The organism is Paraburkholderia nemoris (assembly GCF_905221015.1).
Taxonomy (GTDB): Bacteria; Pseudomonadota; Gammaproteobacteria; order Burkholderiales; family Burkholderiaceae; genus Paraburkholderia; species Paraburkholderia nemoris.
Genome location: NZ_CAJNBO010000014.1, coordinates 165,477 through 184,039 on the forward strand (window position 1 = coordinate 165,477; position 18,563 = coordinate 184,039).

An 18,563-nucleotide genomic window follows, 5' to 3' on the forward strand; every position below is an offset into this window, starting at 1 on the left:
AACAGCATCAGACGATCCGTGCCCCCGCGCGATACGTTGCGCGCGGCACCGGCAGCGTGTCGAGCATCGTGACGCGCACGAAGTCCGCGCGCAAACCCGCTTCAATCACCCCGCGGTCATGCAGGCCCGCCGTGCGGGCCGGCTCGGCGGAAACCGTCGCCATGGCGCGCGGCAGAGTCCAGCCGGCCTTGCTCACCAGATCGAACACGGCCGTCATCAAACTGGACGGCACGTAATCCGAGGACAGGATATCGAGTAAGTCCGCCTTCGCCAGTTCGAGGGCCGAGACGTTGCCCGAATGCGAGCCGCCGCGCACGATATTCGGCGCCCCCATGATGGTCGAAATGCCGTGTTCGCGTGCCGCCTCGGCGGCGATGCGGGTAGTCGGGAATTCGGCCAGCACAATGCCTTCAGCCTTGGCCTGTTCGATGTGCTCGATCAGCGTGTCGTCATGGCTCGCCACCGGAATGCCGAGCCGGCTGCAGCGCGCGACGATCTCGTGGCGGTGCGCGTCGGCGTAACGTTCCTGTTCCACGGACAGTTCGGCCAGCGCGGTCGCCACGTGTTCATCGCTTAGCTTGCCGTTGCGCTCCTGGAAACGACGCCATTGCTCGCGGTCGTGCCATTGACGCTGGCCGGGCGTGTGATCCATTACCGAGGCAAGCCGCAGCAGCGGATGCCCGCACAACGAATCGAATACCTCGACTACGTCGGCCGTGGCGATTTCGCAGCGCAGGTGCAGAAAGTGTTCGGCGCGCAGCAGCTTGCGCTCGGAGAAGCGCGCGAGGGATTCGGCGCATTGGGTTTGCAGATCGCGGCCGCGCAGCCCTACGTTCGAGCGCGAACCGATCGCGAGGGCATCGAACACCGTGGTGATGCCGGCCGCCGCCACTTGCGCGTCGTGGATCACGAAGGCGGCGTCGGTATTCCATTGCACGCCCGGACGCGGCGCCAGGTGCTTCTCGAGGTTGTCCGTGTGCAGTTCGATCAGACCCGGCAACAGATAGTCGCCGTCCCAATCTTCCGCTTCGCGCGCCGAGGTCGTGCCACGCTCGACGTCACGAATCACGCCGTCTTCGATGCGTATCACACCGGTAAATACTTCGTCTCGCGTCACGATGCGAGCGTTCCTGATCAACATCGACTTGCTCCGTAGTCTGTCCTGAGTGTTGCACCGCTGTGTTTCGGTTCAGTGCTCGACCCAGCGTTTCAGCTCAGTGGTTCAGTTTAGTGCCGTTTCGTGTCAGTTAGTGACGCAACTGCGGACGCAAAGGCGGCTGGAGTTCAAGACGGCGCGCGGCCACCTTGTTGCGGGTATCTTCGTCGTGAAAGATGCCGACGATCGCCGCGCCGCGCTCGCGTGCTTCGACGATCAGATCGGCAACCACGTCGCGGTTCTCCGCGTCGAGCGAGGCCGTGGGTTCGTCGAGCAGAAGCAGCGGATGCCCGGCGATCAAACCGCGGGCGATGTTCACGCGCTGCTGTTCGCCGCCGGAGAAGGTGGCGGGCGCAAGCGACCACAGCCGCTCGGGCACGTTCAATCTCGCCAGCAGGGCTGCCGCACGCGCCCGGGCTTCGTCTTCGGCCACGCCGCGCGACAGCAGCGGTTCGGCGACGAGCGTCAGCGTCGGCACGCGCGGAATCACGCGCAGAAACTGGCTGACGTAGCCGACCACGCCGCGGCGCAGGCGCAATACGTCGTGCGGCTCGGCGCCGGTGATCGACACCGGCAGGTTGTCTTCCGCCGCCGCATCGCGAATGGCAATCGAGCCCGCGCTCGCCAGGTAGTTGCCGTACAGACAGCGCAGCAGCGTGCTCTTGCCTGCGCCTGAAGGTCCGATCAGCACGACGCACTCGCCGCGCTCGACATCGAGCGACACGTCCGCGAGCGCCTCGATCTGCACGCCGCCCTGGCCGTGTAGCGTGAAGGTCTTGCCGATGCCGACCGCGCGCAGCATCAGTGCGTTGTTCTCGATGAACGCGCGTTCGGTGGCGTGGAATTCCTTGCTTGTTTCAATGGATCGCATTGTGAGCCTCAAACCGGCAGAACCGAGGAAACCAGCGTTTGCGTGTACGGATGCTGCGGATCGTCGAGCACCTGGTCCGTCAGGCCGGACTCGACCACTTCGCCGCCTTGCATGACCATCAAACGATGCGCGAGCAGGCGCGCCACGCCGATATCGTGCGTCACGATCAGCACCGACAGATGCAGCGTGGACGTCAACGTGCGCAGCAAATCGAGCAGACGCGCCTGCACCGAGACATCGAGACCGGCGGTCGGCTCGTCCATGAAAACAAGGCGCGGACCGGTGACGAGATTACGCGCGATCTGCAAACGCTGTTGCATGCCGCCGGAAAATGCCGCCGGGAATTCGTCGATGCGGGTGGCGTCGAGTTCGACGCGCTCCATCCACTGCGTTGCAGTGTGGCGGATGTCGCCGTAATGGCGGGCGCCGACGGCCATCAAAGGCTCGCCGATATTCGCGCCGGCGGAGACGCCACTACGGAGGCCGTCGCGCGGATTCTGCTGCACGAAGCCCCACTCGGTGCGCATCAACAGACGCCGGCGCGGTTCGGACAGGGCGAGCAGATCGAGCTTTTCGCCATGCGTGGCCGTGTAGTGGAGCGAGCCGCTATCGGTTTCGGTTTTCAGCGCGAGCGCATTGAGCAACGTGGTTTTGCCCGAGCCGGATTCACCGACGATGCAAAGCACTTCACCCGGATACAGATCGAAACTGACGTTCCTGCAGCCGTTGCGGCCGCCAAATTGTTTGGTGAGCGAACGGGCGCTCAACAGCGGCGTCATGCGGTTTCTCCTTTGCGCGCTTCGTAGGCCGGCAGCTCGAGGTCCTGATCGCCGCGGCGTTCGTGACAGTAGTCGCTATCCGAGCAAACGAACATGCGCTTGCCGGCGTCGTCGACGATCATTTCGTCGAGGAAGCTTTCCGTCGATCCGCACAGCGCACACGCGTGCTGCCACTTCTGCACCTCGAACGGATGATCGTCGAAGTCGAGACTGCGCACGGGCGTGTACGGCGGAATCGCGTGAATGCGCCGTTCGCGGCCGGCGCCGAACAATTGCAGCGCGGGGTTCATATGCATCTTCGGGTTGTCGAACTTCGGAATCGGCGAAGGCGAACTCAGATAGCGGTTGTTGACGATCACCGGGTAGTCGTATGTGGTGGCGATGCTGCCGTGATGCACGATGTCCTCGTACAGCTTCACGCTGATCAACCCGTAATCAGCCAGTGCGTGCAGCTTCTTGCATTCCGTGGCGCGCGGTTCCAGCCTGTATAGCGGTTCAGGCATCGGCACCTGATAGACCAGAATCTGCTTGTCGGTGAGCGGCGCTTCCGGAATCCGGTGACGTGTCTGGATGATCGTCGCTTCCGTCGTGCGGCGCGTGGTCGCCACGCCGGTGGTGCGCGCGAAGAAGCGGCGGATGTTGACCGCGTTGGTGGTTTCGTCGGAACCCTGATCGATGACCTTCAGCGTATCGTTCCTGCCGATGATCGCCGCGGTCACCTGAATGCCGCCCGTGCCCCAGCCGTACGGCAGGGGCATTTCCCGCGAGCCGAACGGCACCTGATAGCCCGGCACGGCGACCGCCTTGAGCAACGCGCGGCGCAGCATGCGCTTGGTCTGTTCGTCGAGGTAGGCGAAGTTGTAGCCGTCCGCGGCGCTGTCGTACGAGGCGGTGGTGTGAGATGTGGCCGGCGCGTTCATGCGGCTTGCTCCTGCTGATCGTGATCCTGACTCTTGCCCTGGGCCTGGCCCTCTGCGCCGTGTTGCGCGCGCAGTCGCCGCACGAGTTCGAGTTCGGACTGGAAGTCGACGTAGTGAGGCAACTTCAGATGCTGAACGAAGCCGGACGCTTCGACGTTATCGCTATGCGAGAGCATGAATTCGATGTCCTGCGTCGGCGAGGCGAGCGTTTCGCCGAGTTCCTCGGCGCGCAACGCACGATCCACGAGCGCCATGGCCATCGCTTTGCGTTCCGAGTGTCCGAACGCGAGACCATAGCCTTGCGTGAAAGTAGGCGGCACCTCACTGCTGCCGGCGAACTGGTTGATCATCTGGCATTCGGTGACATCGATATCGCCGATTTCAACGGCTTCGCCCAGTTCGTCGAGTTCCATTTCGACGGCGATCGTGCCGAAGCGGATCTCGCCGGCAAACGGATGCGTGTGCGCATAGCCCCGTTGCGTGGCGTAGCCCATGGCGAGCAGGAAGCCTTCGTCGCCGCGGGCGAGATTCTGCAAACGCGTGGCGCGGCTCGCGGGAAATGCGAGCGGCTCGCGCGAGAGGTCACCGGGTTTCGGCGCGTCCGGCGTGGGGCGTTCCTGTTCGATCAGGCCTTCCTTGTCGAGCAGCGTGACCACGCGCGGCATGGCTTCAACTTCGCACTGAGCGGCTTGAATGGAAGCCGGAGTTGCCGTTGCATCGGTTCCGGCATCGCCTTCGGCAAGCAGCGCGAAATCCAGCAGACGTTGCGTGTAATCGTAAGTCGCGCCGAGCAATTGCCCGCCGGGCACGTCTTTGAACGTTGCCGAAATACGGCGCTCAACCTCCATGGCTTCCGTGTCGATCGCCTGCGTATAACCGAAACGCGGCAACGTGGTGCGATACGCACGCAGCAGAAAGATCGCTTCGACCAGATCGCCCGCGGCCTGCTTGATCGCGAGTGCGGCGAGTTCTTCGTCATAGACCGAACCTTCGGTCATCACTCGCGCGACGGCGAGGCGCAATTGCTCGCGAATCTGCGCGACGCTGAGCTCGGCCAGCCGCGTATCGCCGCGGCGCGACTTGTCGAGCAGACGCCACGACGCCTCGATCGCGCGTTCTCCACCCTTAACGGCAACGTACATCAGTTCACCTTCGCTTGAGTTGTGCGCGGCAGGCCGATCAACGTGCTGTCGCAGACGAGATAACAATCGATGCCGCACGGAAACAGCGGCGCGAGGGCGGCGCGTTCGCGCCAGAAGTGCTCGGGCAGACCGATCGGCGCGATCGTCGTGGTGTGCTGAATGCCGGGACCGCTGAGCACGATCGGTGCGCCACCTGTCAACGCGTCGACGCGGATCAGCAAAGTCACCGAGTGCTCAGGCGATTCCGCTTCGCCGAGCGCAAAGCTTTCCAGCGCCGGCATTGCGCTTGCGTCGTGGATATAGGCGAAGGCGGCAAGTCCCGGTTCGTCGACGAGCGGCGCGCCGGTATGAAAGCGCAATGCCGAACCCAGCGCCGTATCGGGTTGGGCGAGCCAGACGGGCGTGGCGTAGTCGCACAGGGTCAGCAGCGCGGCGAAGGCGGCGAGCGCGGCGCGAGTGGCCCGCACCTCCGGCAAGCCTTTTTCGACGACGCCCACCGTGCCCGGACGCGACAGTGCGTCGAGCAGCGTGCGGAATACCGCCTGAGTGTCGTGGACCGGGTCTGCGAAGCCGGGCGTCAAGGTAGACAATGCTATCTGCGAGTTTTCCATCAGTCGCCTCTGACCATCGTGAAGAATTCGACGCGTGTGGCTGCGGCGTCCTGTCTGCGTTCGGCGCGTTGTGCGGCTTGCTGTTCGGCAAACGGCGCGATCAGTTGCTGGTGCAAGGCGGTGTGATGTTCGGGCATTTGCAGCAACGCGTCGGCAAGCGCTGCCAGTTCGGCGCGGCGGCGGTCGCGGCCCAGATGGCACGCCACGCCGACGGCTGCGGCTGTATCACCCGTGCTGCGCAAACGCAACGTGGCGCGCGTAACGGTGGCTTCGCCGAGATTGAACGGGTCGCCGCTGCCGCCGACGCGGCCACGCACCATCGCGAGGCCGATTTCGGGTGGCCGCAGCCAGTCGTAAGCAGGGGGTGGAGCGCCTTGCAGCGCGCGTTCAAGCGCGGCTTCGAGATCGGCGCGCGGGGTGCGGGCCAGCACGGCCATCCATGCGCGCCGCGTGGCGGAGGAAGGCGAGGCGGAAGTGGCACTCATCGAAATTCCTGTTGATCCAGCGAGTGGACATTTAAGCATCTATTCATCTAAACGTCTAGACGTTTAAGGGTATGCTTGCGGAGCGTTGTCGCGCATGGGCGCCGTTTCACATTTCCATCACGGCTTGCGCACTACAATGCATGGCATAGCGAATATTTGAACCCAAGGGAATGACAGCACCATGACATCGAACGACAACGCGACGCCGGGCACGCTGCTCGAACGCGGCGCGGGCGTTGCCGTCTGGCGGCAGATCGAACAGATTCTGGCAGCGGAAATTGCAGCGAGCGGCTTTGGCGAAGACGGCCGTTTGCCGAGCGAGGGCGAACTGGCCAAACGCTTCGACGTGAACCGGCATACCGTGCGCCGCGCCATGCTCGGTCTTGCTGCATTGGGCCTCGTCAGCGTCGAGCAGGGACGTGGCACCTTCGTGCAGCCCGGCGCGATCGACTATACGATCGGACGGCGCACGCGGTTTACAGAAAACTTGCGGCAGCAGCATCATGCGGCGGCGGGCACGATGTTGTCGTCCGCACGCGTGAAGGCCGAGCCGAATGTGGCGAAGGCGCTTAGCTTGCGGGCCGGCGCCGCGGTCTACCGGATCGAGACGTTGCACGAATCGGATGGCGTGCCGCTCACGTTCGCGCGCAGTTGGTATCCGGCCGGGCGTTTCCCGGACTTGCCGGAAGTGCTGGAGCGTACCGGCGGTGTGACCAAGGCGATGGCCGAATTGGGCGTAACCGATTATCTGCGTAAGTGGAGCCGCATCGGCAGCGTGTTGCCTGAGCCGGAAGTGGCACGGCGTTTGAATATCAATCGGCAGCAGCCCGTATTGTGGGTCGAAAACGTCGACGTCGATCTGGAAGGCACACCGATTAAATACGGCTTCACGCATTTTGCGGCGGACCGTGTGCAGTTGCTGGTGGAGCACGAGGTATGAACGCGGTGGTAAGGAACACCGGCGATCAGATCGAATGGAGCACCGGCGCACGTTTCGCGGTCTATTACGCGCCGTCGCGCGAGTCGGCATGGTGGCGCGCCGGTTCGGCGTGGCTGGAGCGTGACGCGGAAAGCGGCGAGCGCTGTGTATCGCCGCAACCCGAAGGCCTGACGCGTCCGCTGGCGGATCTAACCGAAGCACCGCGTCGCTATGGTTGGCACGGCACACTGGTCGCGCCCTTTCGTCTCGCTGAAGGCGTGACTCAACAGCATGTGCTGGAAGCGACGCGTCAATGGGCGCATACGCAAAGCCCATTCGCATTGCCGGTCGAAGCCGCAACGCTCGGCGATTTCGTCGCGCTGCGTCCCGCGGATCAGAACGGCGAAGCAAACATTGGTGCTGTTGCCGCAAGTGCATTGCGCTCGCTCGATGCACTGCGCGCCAGACCCTCTGCGGCCGATCTCGGCCGCCGTCTCGCCGCGCCGTTGAGCGAACGGCAACGTGCGCTGCTGATCGAATGGGGTTATCCGTACGTCTTCGACGAATTCCGTTTTCACATGACGCTCTCCAGTTCTCTCACCGATGCTGACGAGCGCGCAACGCTGGTTGCGTGGTGGCAGGCGCAAACGTCCGCGCTCGGGCCGCTCGCGGTCGATCACGCGGCGCTCTTTGTCGAACCCGCGCCCGGTGAGCCGTTCGTCCTGTGGCAGCGCGTGCCGTTTCAGACCCGCGAGGTGAAATAACAATGGCAGGTCGCTTGATTTATGTAATGGGGCCGTCCGGCGCGGGCAAGGATTCATTGCTCAGTTTCGCGCGCAGCCGTCTGATGGGCGAGCCGATTCTGTTTGCGCATCGCTACATCACGCGGCCGAGCGGCAACGGTGAAGCGCATGTTGCGTTGAGCGTCGAGGAATTCGCGGCGCGTTCGGTGCTCGGTCTGTTCGCACTCGAATGGTCGAGCCATTCACTGCGTTATGGCATCGGTATCGAGATCGATGCATGGCTTGCGCGCGGCTGCACGGTCGTCGTCAACGGTTCGCGCCAGCATTTGCAGCATACGTTGGCGCGTTATCCGCGCACGGAAGTCGTGCATGTGGACGCCGCGCCGCATATCCTCGAAGCACGGCTCGGCGCGCGGGCGCGTGAGTCGGCGGAGCAGGTTGCGGCCAGGCTTGCACGACGGGCACCGTTTTCATTGCCGGAAGGGGTTCGGTGCACAACGATCGATAACTCCGGGGCACTGGAAGACGCGGGGCACGCGCTGATCGCTTTTTTGCAGGCGGGGGCCAATATTCGCGACATTCGCGACGTTTCCCGCGTTCCGCACGTTCGCTAGGCTCGACTACCCGGGCGCCGCCATGCGCTCCCGGGTTGCTTCCTGCAAACACGATACAAACTGCTGCACCGCCGGCGTGGGCAGCAAATCACGCCGCGAGATGACGCTAAAAAGACCAGTATCTTGTTCGAACAAGATGGCGTGGCTATAGTGCTCGTCTGTTTGCCGCGTCATGCGGCGTGAATTCCATGGAGCGATAGATGAGCGAAGCCGCGCGATTTACTGAAGTGTCCGACCTGGCGCCTGCAACCGAAAGCCTGCGCGAGATCCGCCATCACATCCATCACCATCCGGAATTGGCCTACGAAGAAGTGCAAACCGGCGCGCTGGTGGCCGAGAAGCTCGAACAATGGGGCTGGCAGGTTACGCGCGGGGTCGGTCAAACCGGCGTGGTAGGCACGCTGAAGGTGGGCAACGGCACGCGCAGCATCGGCATTCGCGCCGACATGGACGCGCTGCCGATCATCGAACAAACCGGTCTGCCGTATGCAAGCGGCACGCACGGCAAGATGCACGCCTGCGGCCATGACGGCCACACGACGATGCTGCTCGGCGCGGCGCAACACCTTGCCACCACGCGCAATTTCTCGGGCACCGTGCATCTGTACTTCCAGCCGGCCGAAGAAAGCGGCATCGACAGCGGTGCGATGAAGATGATCAACGACGGCCTGTTCGAGCGCTTTCCGTGCGACGCCGTGTTCGGTCTGCACAACCATCCGGGCGCGGAACCGGGCGTGATGCTGTTCCGCAAGGGGCCGTTCATGTCGGCGGGCGACAAGGCGATCATCACGATCGAAGGCGTTGGCGGCCATGCGGCGCGTCCGCATCTGACGGTCGATCCGGTGGTGGTGGCGGCGAGCATCGTGATGGCCTTGCAGACGATCGTGGCGCGTAACGTCGACCCGTCGCAGCCGGCGGTGGTGACGGTCGGCTCGATGCATGCGGGCACCGCGAACAACGTGATTTCGAGCAGCGCGAAGCTGGAATTGAGCGTGCGCTCATTCAGCCCTGAAGTGCGCGCGCTGCTGAAAAAACGCATTACCGAACTCGCCGAAAGCCAGGCCGCGAGCTATGGCGGCAAGGCGGTGGTGGAGTATATCGAAGGCTATCCGGTGGTGATCAACTCGGATGCCGAAACGGACTTCGCGGTGCAGGTGGCGCGCGAGCTGGTTGGCGACGACAAAGTGGTCGAGCAGACCGACATCCTGATGGGTAGCGAAGATTTCGCCTTCATGCTGCAAAAGCGGCCCGGCACGTTCCTGCGGATCGGCAATGGGGCGGGCGAAGACGGCTGCATGGTGCACAACCCTCATTACGATTTCAACGACCGCAATCTGCCGGTAGGAGCCGCATTCTGGACGCGGCTGGTGGAGCGGTACCTAAGGCAATGAAGCGCCCGGATTGCTAATGAGCGCCGCGTCAGGCGCAATGGGCGCGCGCGCGAGAAGCGCGCGCCCTGATCGAAGCCACCGGCGCGCAATCAACCGCGCCGCGCCACCATCTCCGAAACCGTCTGCGCGGCCTGCTGCAGCGGCTCCAGAAACGCCTTCACCATCTGCTTGGCCGAATTGCGCTGAGCATTGCCGCTGATGTTCATCGCCGCGATCACGCGCCCCTGGCGGTTGCGAATCGGCGCGGACAGCGAAATCAGACCGCCTTCCAGCTCCTGGTCGACGATCGCCCACCCCTGGCGGCGCACCTGCGCGATCAGCTTTTTCAGCTCTTCCTTGTCGGTCACCGTGCGCGGCGTATGCGCGTAGAGCGGCGACGAACTCAGGGTCGCTTCGAGCGCTTCATCGTCGAGCGCGGATAACAGCACGCGGCCCATCGACGTGCAATACGCCGGCAAGCGGCTGCCGATCGACAGGTTGATGGTCATGATCTTGTGCGTCGGCACGCGCAGCACGTAGACGATTTCGGTGCGGTCGAGCACGGCCGCCGAGCAACTTTCGTGAACCTGCGACGACAGATTTTCCATCACCGGTTCGGCGAGATTCCAGAACGGCATCGAGGTCAGATACGCGAAACCCAGATCGAGAATCTTCGGCGTGAGGCGGAACAGGCGGCCTTCGGCCTCCACGTAGCCGAGCGTCTGCAGGGTCAGCAGAATGCGGCGTGCGCCGGCGCGTGTCAGGCCGGTGGCGGCGGCGACGTCAGTGAGCGTCTGTTCGGGGCGGGTGGCATTGAACGCGCGAATCACCGAGAGGCCGCGCGCGAACGACTGCACATACGAGTCGCCCGGTTTGTCCGCGGCCGGTTCGGCGCTGGCAGGAACGGCAGAAGGCGGTGGCAGGGCTTTGCTCATGGACCTTGAAAGATGCGTTCGAAGAAGGGCGCGTAGCGTTCGCGCGTTTCAGCCGGCGCGATGCGGTGCAAAGGCGTGACGATAGCGTAAGCCTTTTGTTTCGCCAACTTTGCCCGCTTCAGCGCCTAGGTCGCCGCGAGTGAAATCTACCTTGCGCCAAATGGCTAAGCCATTGATTATAAATAATTCATAGGCTTGGAAGCTGGGTTAAACGCTAACTCGCCTCCTGCGCGGCAGCGTCCCGATGATGATCGGCGGCGAGGAACATATACATCGCAGGCACCACGAACAAAGTAAAAAGGGTGCCGATCGAGAGCCCCGTGAAGATCACGAGCCCCATTGCATTGCGGCCCGCGGCGCCCGCGCCCGAGGCGAACACGAGCGGCACGACGCCGAGCACCATCGCCGCGGTGGTCATCAGAATCGGGCGCAGCCGCACGGCCGCCGCTTCTTCCAGGGCTTCGCGCTTCGACTTCCCGGCGTGTTGCAACTCGTTGGCGAACTGGACGATCAGGATGCCGTGTTTGCTGACGAGCCCCATCAGCGTGACGAGCCCGACCTGCGTGTAGATGTTCAGCGTGGTCAAGCCGATGTTGATGAAGATGAGCGCACCGAACAGCGCCATCGGCACCGAAACCAGGATCACGATCGGGTCACGAAAGCTTTCGAATTGCGCGGCAAGCGCAAGGAACACGATGATCGTGGCGAGCAGCAGCGTGATGACGAAGCCGCCCGATTCCTGCACGAACTGCCGCGACTGGCCCGAATAGTCCGCTGCGTAACCTGCCGGTGCGACCTGGGTAGTCGCCTTACGCAGAAAATCGAGCACTTCGCCTTGCGACACGCCCGGCACGATCACGCCCGAGATCGTCGCCGAGTTGAGTTGCTGGAAGTGGTTGATCGATTCCGGCACCACGTTGTGTTCGAGATGCGCAATCGTCGAAGCCGGCATGACGCTGCCATCCGGCGTGCGCAGGTAGTAATCGAGCACCTGCGAAGGATTCAGACGATCGGTCTGCAGGACCTGCGGAATCACCTTGTACGAGCGTCCGGCGATCGAGAAGTAGTTGACATAGCCGCCGCCAAGCGCCGACCCGAGCGCTTGCCCGACGTCGCTCTGCGAGAGCCCGAGGGAGGCGACCTTGTCGCGGTCGACCACGAGCGTGGCTTCCGGCTTGTCGAGCTTGAGATCGCTGTCGACGAAGAAAAACATCCCACTTTCGCGGGCTTTTTGCAGGACTGCCTGTGAAACTTCGTTGAGGTTCTCGAACGGCTCGGTCGTGCTGATGACGAATTGCACCGGCAGGCCCTGCGAGCCCGGCAGCGGCGGAAACTGGAACGCCGCGACGCGCGCACCTGAAATCTGATTCCATTTCTGCTGCAATTCCTGCTGCAAGGCGGTCGCGCCCTTGCTGCGCTGGTCCCATGTCTTGAACAGCACACCGCCGATACCCTGGTTGAGTGTCGGCGCACCCGTGAGCTGGAACATCTGCGCGTATTCGGGCAGTGCCTTGGAGATATCGAACACCTGGTCGGCGTACATCTGCATCTGCTGGATGGTCGCGTTCGGCGGCCCCTGGATCTGCGACAGGACGATGCCCTGATCCTCCTGCGGCGCAAGCTCAGCTTTCGAGGTCATAAACAGGTAGACCGTGCCGCAGAGCAGCAGCGCGCCCATGATGGTGAACACGGGCCAGGTGTCGAGCGTCGAGTGCAACAGGCGGCCATAGCCACGATGGACGCGTTCGAACTGGCGGTCGACGAAGCGAGCGAAGCGCCCCGATTCCTGATCCGCACGGAAGAAGCGCGAGCACATCATCGGCGACAAAGTCAGCGCGATCACACCGGACACGGTCACCGCGCCGGCGAGCGAGAAGGCGAACTCGGTGAAGAGCGCGCCGGTCAGGCCGCCCTGAAAACCGATCGGCACATACACGGCGATCAGCACGACAGTCATCGCGAGAATTGGTCCGCCGAGTTCGCGCGCGGCGATCAGCGCGGCGTCGAAAGGCGCCTTGCCTTCCTCCTTCATATGGCGATCGACGTTTTCGACGACGATGATCGCGTCGTCCACGACGAGCCCGATCGCGAGCACGAGCGCGAGCAGAGTCAGCAGATTGATCGAATAGCCGAGCAACTGCATCACGAAGAACGTGCCGATGAGTGACAACGGCATCGCGATCAGCGGCACGATGACCGCGCGGAAACTGCCGAGGAACAGGAAAATCACCGCGGTGACGATCAGCAGCGCCTCGACCAGCGTCTTGATCACCTCGACGATGGCCGTGTTGACGAAGTCGGTCGCGTCATAAACGATCTCACCGGTCATGCCGGTCGGAAACTGCTTCTGCAGCCCGGGAAACACGGCCTTCACACGTTTGGCGACATCGAGGATATTGGCGTCCGGCGCCACCTTGATGCCGATGAACACCGAACGCTTGCCGCTGAACGCGACGTTGAAGTCGTAGCTGTCGGCGCCGAGCACGACGTTCGCGACGTCTTCGAGGCGCACGATCGCGCCGTTTTTCTGCTTGATGACGAGTTGCTTGAAGTCGTCGACGGTATGCAGGTCCGTGCCTGCGTTCAGGTCGACGCTGACCATTTGCCCCTTCGTCGTGCCGAGTGTCGCGAGGTAGTTGTTGTTGCCGAGCGCCGTGAAGACGTCGCTTGCCGTCACGCCGTGCGCGGCGAGCCGCGTCGAATCAAGCCACGCGCGTAACGCGAACTGCCGTCCGCCGAGAATTTCCGCCGTCTGCACGCCTTCGATCGAATCGAGCTTGGGCTTGATAACACGCAGCAGATAGTCCGTGACGTTGTTGCTCGGCAGCACGTCGCTGTAGAAGCCCATGTACATCGCGTCGGTGGTCTGCCCGGTCTGTACCGTCAGCACCGGCTGCTGCGCCTGCGGCGGCAACTGGTTGCGCACCGAGCCGATCTGCGTGTTGATCTCGGTTAGCGCGCGGTTCGCATCGTAGTTCAGGCGCAGCGTGGCCGTAATGGTCGACACGCCGGTGCTGCTCGTCGACGACATGTAGTCGATGCCTTGCGCCTGAGCGATCGCCGCCTCGAGCGGCTGCGTAATGAAACCGGCGATGGTGTCGGCGTTCGCCCCATAGTAGGCCGTGCTGATCGTCACGACGGCGTTTTCGGTTTGCGGATACTGGCTGACTTTCAGGGTGGCCAGCGAGCGCAGTCCGAGCACGAGAATCAGCAGGCTGACGACCGATGCAAGCACGGGCCGCCGGATAAAGAGATCGGTGAATGTCATCGCGCGGTCTCTCTATTGTTCCTGCGGCGTCGGGTTCGGACTGTCCGAGGGCTGCACACTGTTGTTGATGACGAGCGGCGTGCCGTTCTTGAGCTTGAGCTGCCCACTCGTCACGACCTGCGTGCCGGCCTCGACGCCCTTGAGGATCGCAACCTGATCGCCGCGCGTCGGCCCTGGCGTGACGAACACCTGCTGCGCGACGGGCAGCTTCTTGCCTTGCGCATTGGCTTGTGTGCCCGGCTTGACGACGAACACGGTTGCGCCATAGGGGTTGTATGTGATGGCCGTTTGCGGCAGCGTGAGGTAGCGCTGTCCGGCGCCCGCGTCGATCTTCACGTTCGCATACATGCCCGGCAGCAGCTTGCGCTCGTGATTGTCCACGCTCGCTTCGATCTGCACGTTGCGCGTGGTGCTGTCGACTTTCGGGCTGAGCGACTGGATCTTGCCCACGAATGTTTGGCCGCTAAACGCGTTGGTGTCGACCACGATGGTCTGGCCGATCGCGAGCTGGCCGAGCTGTTGCTGCGGCAGGTAGAAATCGGCGTAGATCGGATCGATCGCCTGCAGCGTGACGATCGCATCGCCAGGATTGATGTATTGGCCGGGATTGATCGTGGTGATGCCGAGGCGCCCCGCAAACGGTGCGCGGATGGTCTTCTTGTCGACGAGCGCAGCCTGTTGCGCGACTTGCGCCTTCTTGCCCTTCAGATCGGCAGCGTCCGCATCGAGCTGCGCCTTGGCGATGGCCTTGATGTCGTACTGCGCCTTGTCGCGCGTGTAGACCGTCTGTGCGAGTTCCGCTGCTGCCTGGAGCGACTGCAGCAGCGCCACGTCGCTGTCGGCATTGAGTCTGACGAGGACTTGCCCGGCCTTCGCTTCCTGCCCTGAGCTGAACGCCACCTCGCGCACGAGGCCCGCGACTTCGGTGGTGACGTCGACGCCGCGCACGGCGCGCAGACTGCCGACCGCCGCCAATTGCGGTTGCCACGACTGATAACCGGCGACGACCGCCGAAACGGTGGCGGGCGGCGCCGCGTTGCCCGCCATGAACTTGGCGAACATATACGAGCGGAACTGGTTGAAGCCGACGAGTGCGGCCAGCAGCAGGCCGACACAGATCAGCATGATCACCATCCGCTTCGTCATCGGTTTTCTTTCGGTCATCGTGATGTCCTTGCACGGCATTGGGCGAAGCGCCGGACTTTGCATGCCTTCGTGTCTGACAGCGCGTGTTGCAAAGAGCGGTACGGCGAGCGTTCTGTCTGGCTATGTCAATGCGTCAGTCATTGCATCAGTCATTGCGTCGTCGCAGCGGAGCTCGGCGCGGCGGCGTTCCACCAGCCGCCACCGAGCGCCTGGAAGAGGGCTGCGGTGTCTGCGTAGCGGGAGGCCTGGGCCTGCGCGAGGCTCACCACCGTCTGCTGGTACTGACGTTGGGCATCGAGTAGCGCCAGGTAGCTCACGCCGCCGACGCGATACTGCCCGCGCGTGAGTTCCAGCGAATCGCTGGCGGAGCGCCAGGCGTCCGTCTGCGCTTTCAGACCGGTCGCGTCGTGATCGAGCGCGCGCAGCGAATCCGCGACGTTCTGGAACGCCAGCAGCACCGTTTCACGATATTGCGCATTGGCCTGTTCGTACGCCGCCTCGGCCGCGCGCTTCTGCGCACTCAGTTGCCCGCCGTGGAAGACCGGTTGCAGCAGACCGGCGCCGAGGCTCCAGATCGTGCTGCCGGCCTTAAACACCTGGGCCGGCGTCAGCGCCTCGGCGCCGTAGCTGGCGGACAGCGTGATCTGCGGATACATCGCCGCGGTCGCCACGCCGACTTGCGCGCTGGCCTGATGCAGCACGGCGTCGGCGGCGAGGATGTCGGGCCGCTGCTGCACGAGTGCCGACGGCAGGCTCACAGGCAGCGTTTCGGGTAACGAAAACATCTCGAGCCTGAATTCAGGCAAGGTGGCGTCGCTGGGCAATTGACCGGCCAGCACGGCGAGCTGGTGACGCGTCTGGTCGAGTTGCTGTTGCAGCGGCGGCAGCGTGGCGCGAGTCTGCGCGACGAGGGTCTGCTGCGAGAGCACCGCCGTGCGGCCCACGCCCCCCAGTTCGAACTGCTTGCCGAGCACGCCCAATTGCTCGTCTTCTTCCGCGGCGATCCGCTCGGTTGCCTCGATCTGCGCGCGCAGTGACGCTTCCTTGACGGCCGCGGTCACGATGTTGGCGGACATCGCGAGATAGGCGGCCTGCAACTGGAAACGCTGGTAATCGATTTGCGCGTGCAACGCTTCGAGCTCACGCCGCGAGCCGCCGAACACGTCGAGTTTGTACGACACGTTCACCGACGCGTTGTACAGATTGAACTCGTCGACCACGCCGGGCTCGCCGAACGAGATGCCGTTCAGTTTTTCGCGCGTGGCGCCAAGTTGCGCGTCGACGCTAGGCAGAAGGGTGCCGCCTGCTTGCGCCGAGAAGTTTTCGCGTGCCTGCCGCAATGCGGCTTGCGCCGCGGTGATGTTTGGACTGTTGACGAGGGCCTGACGGATCAGCGCGTCGAGCGGTTCGCAATGAAACAGCGCCCACCAGGCGGCGGGAATGTCCTGTCCCGGCACAAAGCGCTGCGGCAAGCCGGCGGCGCCTGGAGACGAGGCCGTCTGGTCGGGCAGTGGTGAGGCAGTGTAGGTGTCGGTAGCGGGCGCGGGGGGAGTACGGTAATCGGGACCGACCATGCAGCCGGCGACTGCGGCGCAGCCGCATAAGGCGACGCACAGGCGCCGCTGCCGGACAATACGCTGGATAACGTCGATCATCGATCCACCTTATGTCGCCTGCGTTTAACCTAAACGACAGAGCGGACGCGGATATTCAGGCAACTTGAACTTTCGATGTTTCTTTTCCCGACGCCGCAATTTATACCACGCGGGACATTTCTACGCGTAGCCTAGCATGGCCGATCGCCGCGCTTGCGCACGAGATCACGTAGTCAGGGCGCTTGGCGGGCTTTCAGACAGGCACGTGCGTCGACTCAGCACTCAGGGTTTGCATGGATGCTGCCAGGGGCAAAAATTTGTATGATGACCCGATGACATGATCAATCGGGGCAATCGATGTTCGACAAGATTCCTGCCAGGGCGCTGAGCGATACGGTCGCGCAGCAGCTACTCAAGCAGATCGACAAGGGCACCTTCAAGCGCGGCGGCAAGCTGCCGACTGAGGCCGTACTGGCGCAGCAGTTCGGCGTGAGCCGCACGGTGATCCGCGAGGCGATTTCGCGGCTGAAGAACGAAGGCGTGGTTGAGCCGCGTCAGGGCAGCGGCGTGTTCATTGCCGCGCACGGCGCGATCCGGCCACTGCGCATCGATTACGCGGAAGCCGTCGAGGCTGGCTCGGTGCTGCAAATCCTCGCGTTGCGGCGGGCGATCGAAGCGGAAGTCGCATCGGAAGCCGCCATGCGTCGCAGCGACGCGGACATGGTGTCGATCGACGCCGCACTCGCGAAGATCGACGAAGCCGTGGCCGAAGGCGAGGACGGCGTCGCTGAAGACGTGGCGTTCCATCGCGCAATCGCCGCGGCCACCGGCAATCCGTATTTCCTCAAAACGCTCACTTTCCTGAACCAGTACCTTGAAGCGGGCACCGTGGTGACGCGGCGCAACGAAGCGCTGCGCGAGGACTTCTCGCGCCAGGTGCGCGAAGAGCACGCGGCGATCGTCGCCGCGATTCGCGCTGGCGATCCGATGGCGGCGCGCAATGCGGCGCGCACGCATATGTACAACGCGGCACGACGGCTCGAGCAAGCGGGTATTTGCTGAGCGTGAGCGCTTGAGGCGCGAGCCACTAACGAATTTTCAGAGGTCAGGCATGTCGAGAAATGTCGGTGTCATCGGTCTTGGTGCAATGGGCCTGGGTGTCGCGCGGTCATTGTTGCGGGCGGGTTTTCGGGTGCACGCGTGCGATCTGCGCAGTCAGGTCCTGCAAGCGTTCGTCGCGGAGGGCGGCGTGGCTTGCGCTTCGCCCGCCGAGCTCGGGAAGGAATGCGACGTGGTCGTCACACTGGTCGTCAATGCGGCGCAGACCGAAGCGGTGTTGTTCGGTGAAGAAGGTGCGGTCGCTGCAATGAAGCAGGGCGGCGTCGTGATCGCCAGCGCGACAGTCGCGCCGGACTTCGCGATCGGACTCGGTCAACGCATCGAAGCGGCCGGCTTGCAGATGCTCGATGCGCCGGTGTCGGGTGGTGCGGCGCGCGCTGCATCCGGCGAGATGACGATGATGACGTCCGGCCCGGATACGGCCTATGCCGCGTGCGAGGATGTGCTGGCCGCGATGGCCGGCAAGGTGTATCGGCTCGGTTCGGCGCACGGCGCCGGGTCGAAAGTGAAGATCATCAACCAGTTGCTGGCCGGCGTGCATATCGCGGTGGCTGCCGAGGCGATGGCGCTCGGTTTGCGGGAAGGCGTTGATGCCGATGCACTGTACGAGGTCATCACGCATAGCGCGGGCAATTCATGGATGTTCGAGAACCGTGTGCCGCACATTCTGAACGGCGACTACACGCCGCTGTCGGCGGTCGATATCTTCGTCAAGGATCTCGGCCTCGTGCTCGATACCGCGCGCCGTTCGAAGTTTCCTTTGCCGCTCTCGGCGGCCGCGCATCAGATGTTCATGATGGCGTCCTCTGCCGGTCACGGCGGTGAAGACGATTCTGCCGTGATCAAGATTTTCCCCGGCATCACTGTGCCGGCGGCGAAATAAACGCTGG

The 18,563-nt window shown here is 63.5% G+C and carries 17 protein-coding genes and 1 pseudogene; 6 read left to right on the plus strand and 12 right to left on the minus strand.

What is annotated here, in order from left to right; translation table 11 throughout:
• Positions 1 to 7 precede the first annotated feature (7 nt).
• The 7 genes from KHO33_RS22585 to phnG all read right to left on the minus strand — a co-directional run bounded on the left by KHO33_RS22585 (position 8) and on the right by phnG (position 5,964).
• A complete protein-coding gene (locus tag KHO33_RS22585) occupies positions 8 to 1,141 on the minus strand; it encodes an alpha-D-ribose 1-methylphosphonate 5-triphosphate diphosphatase (RefSeq protein WP_200566425.1) in 1,134 nt (377 codons plus the stop codon).
• A 106-nt stretch (positions 1,142 to 1,247) separates the two neighbouring features.
• Positions 1,248 to 2,027, minus strand: a complete 780-nt coding sequence (gene phnL, locus KHO33_RS22590) for a phosphonate C-P lyase system protein PhnL (protein WP_200566427.1) — start codon at positions 2,025 to 2,027, stop codon at positions 1,248 to 1,250.
• Between the two features lie 8 nt (positions 2,028 to 2,035).
• Positions 2,036 to 2,806, minus strand: a complete 771-nt coding sequence (gene phnK, locus KHO33_RS22595) for a phosphonate C-P lyase system protein PhnK (protein ID WP_054041997.1) — start codon at positions 2,804 to 2,806, stop codon at positions 2,036 to 2,038.
• Positions 2,803 to 3,726, minus strand: a complete 924-nt coding sequence (locus KHO33_RS22600) for an alpha-D-ribose 1-methylphosphonate 5-phosphate C-P-lyase PhnJ (protein WP_054041994.1) — start codon at positions 3,724 to 3,726, stop codon at positions 2,803 to 2,805. The genes phnK and KHO33_RS22600 overlap by 4 nt, the downstream gene beginning before the upstream one ends.
• Entirely contained in the window at positions 3,723 to 4,868 is a 1,146-nt protein-coding gene (locus tag KHO33_RS22605) for a carbon-phosphorus lyase complex subunit PhnI (RefSeq protein WP_200566429.1), read from the minus strand. The genes KHO33_RS22600 and KHO33_RS22605 overlap by 4 nt, the downstream gene beginning before the upstream one ends.
• Positions 4,868 to 5,479: a phosphonate C-P lyase system protein PhnH gene (phnH, locus tag KHO33_RS22610; RefSeq protein ID WP_200566431.1), complete on the minus strand. Its 612-nt coding sequence runs from the start codon at positions 5,477 to 5,479 to the stop codon at positions 4,868 to 4,870. The genes KHO33_RS22605 and phnH overlap by 1 nt, the downstream gene beginning before the upstream one ends.
• Positions 5,479 to 5,964 (minus strand): phosphonate C-P lyase system protein PhnG, encoded by a 486-nt coding sequence (phnG, locus tag KHO33_RS22615; RefSeq protein ID WP_200566433.1) that lies wholly within the window; start codon positions 5,962 to 5,964, stop codon positions 5,479 to 5,481. The genes phnH and phnG overlap by 1 nt, the downstream gene beginning before the upstream one ends.
• A 181-nt stretch (positions 5,965 to 6,145) precedes the next feature.
• On the opposite strand from phnG, the gene phnF reads away from it, so the two are divergent.
• The 3 genes from phnF to phnN are packed head-to-tail and all read left to right on the plus strand — an operon-like array spanning position 6,146 to position 8,240.
• Positions 6,146 to 6,904 (plus strand): phosphonate metabolism transcriptional regulator PhnF, encoded by a 759-nt coding sequence (gene phnF / locus KHO33_RS22620; protein ID WP_200566435.1) that lies wholly within the window; start codon positions 6,146 to 6,148, stop codon positions 6,902 to 6,904.
• Positions 6,901 to 7,647 carry a DUF1045 domain-containing protein gene (locus tag KHO33_RS22625; RefSeq protein WP_200566436.1) on the plus strand — a complete coding sequence of 249 codons (747 nt, stop codon included), beginning with the start codon at positions 6,901 to 6,903 and terminating at the stop codon, positions 7,645 to 7,647. Before phnF ends, KHO33_RS22625 begins: the two co-directional genes overlap by 4 nt.
• A gap of 2 nt (positions 7,648 to 7,649) precedes the next feature.
• Positions 7,650 to 8,240 carry a phosphonate metabolism protein/1,5-bisphosphokinase (PRPP-forming) PhnN gene (phnN, locus tag KHO33_RS22630; protein ID WP_200566437.1) on the plus strand — a complete coding sequence of 197 codons (591 nt, stop codon included), beginning with the start codon at positions 7,650 to 7,652 and terminating at the stop codon, positions 8,238 to 8,240.
• A 6-nt stretch (positions 8,241 to 8,246) separates the two neighbouring features.
• Here the strand turns inward: phnN and KHO33_RS42955 are convergent.
• Positions 8,247 to 8,348, minus strand: a pseudogene (locus tag KHO33_RS42955) (LysR family transcriptional regulator); the annotation flags it as partial.
• A 92-nt stretch (positions 8,349 to 8,440) separates the two neighbouring features.
• On the opposite strand from KHO33_RS42955, the gene KHO33_RS22635 reads away from it, so the two are divergent.
• Positions 8,441 to 9,631: a M20 aminoacylase family protein gene (locus KHO33_RS22635; protein WP_200566438.1), complete on the plus strand. Its 1,191-nt coding sequence runs from the start codon at positions 8,441 to 8,443 to the stop codon at positions 9,629 to 9,631.
• Between the two features lie 89 nt (positions 9,632 to 9,720).
• On the opposite strand, the gene KHO33_RS22640 is transcribed toward KHO33_RS22635, so the two are convergent.
• From KHO33_RS22640 to KHO33_RS22655, 4 genes are all read right to left on the minus strand, one after another.
• On the minus strand, positions 9,721 to 10,545 hold the full coding sequence (locus KHO33_RS22640; protein WP_054041981.1) for an IclR family transcriptional regulator: 825 nt from the start codon (positions 10,543 to 10,545) through the stop codon (positions 9,721 to 9,723).
• Between the two features lie 214 nt (positions 10,546 to 10,759).
• The gene (locus KHO33_RS22645; protein ID WP_200566439.1) at positions 10,760 to 13,813 is read right to left on the minus strand and encodes an efflux RND transporter permease subunit; all 3,054 of its coding nucleotides are present in this window, start codon (positions 13,811 to 13,813) and stop codon (positions 10,760 to 10,762) included.
• A 12-nt stretch (positions 13,814 to 13,825) separates the two neighbouring features.
• Positions 13,826 to 14,977, minus strand: coding sequence for an efflux RND transporter periplasmic adaptor subunit (locus KHO33_RS22650; RefSeq protein WP_200566440.1), 1,152 nt, complete (start codon positions 14,975 to 14,977; stop codon positions 13,826 to 13,828).
• 131 nt (positions 14,978 to 15,108) lie between these two features.
• Positions 15,109 to 16,614, minus strand: coding sequence for an efflux transporter outer membrane subunit (locus tag KHO33_RS22655; protein WP_200566441.1), 1,506 nt, complete (start codon positions 16,612 to 16,614; stop codon positions 15,109 to 15,111).
• A gap of 297 nt (positions 16,615 to 16,911) precedes the next feature.
• On the opposite strand from KHO33_RS22655, the gene KHO33_RS22660 reads away from it, so the two are divergent.
• Positions 16,912 to 17,616, plus strand: coding sequence for a FadR/GntR family transcriptional regulator (locus KHO33_RS22660; protein WP_054041978.1), 705 nt, complete (start codon positions 16,912 to 16,914; stop codon positions 17,614 to 17,616).
• Positions 17,555 to 18,556, plus strand: coding sequence for an L-threonate dehydrogenase (gene ltnD, locus KHO33_RS22665; protein WP_407946191.1), 1,002 nt, complete (start codon positions 17,555 to 17,557; stop codon positions 18,554 to 18,556). Before KHO33_RS22660 ends, ltnD begins: the two co-directional genes overlap by 62 nt.
• Positions 18,557 to 18,563 lie beyond the last annotated feature (7 nt).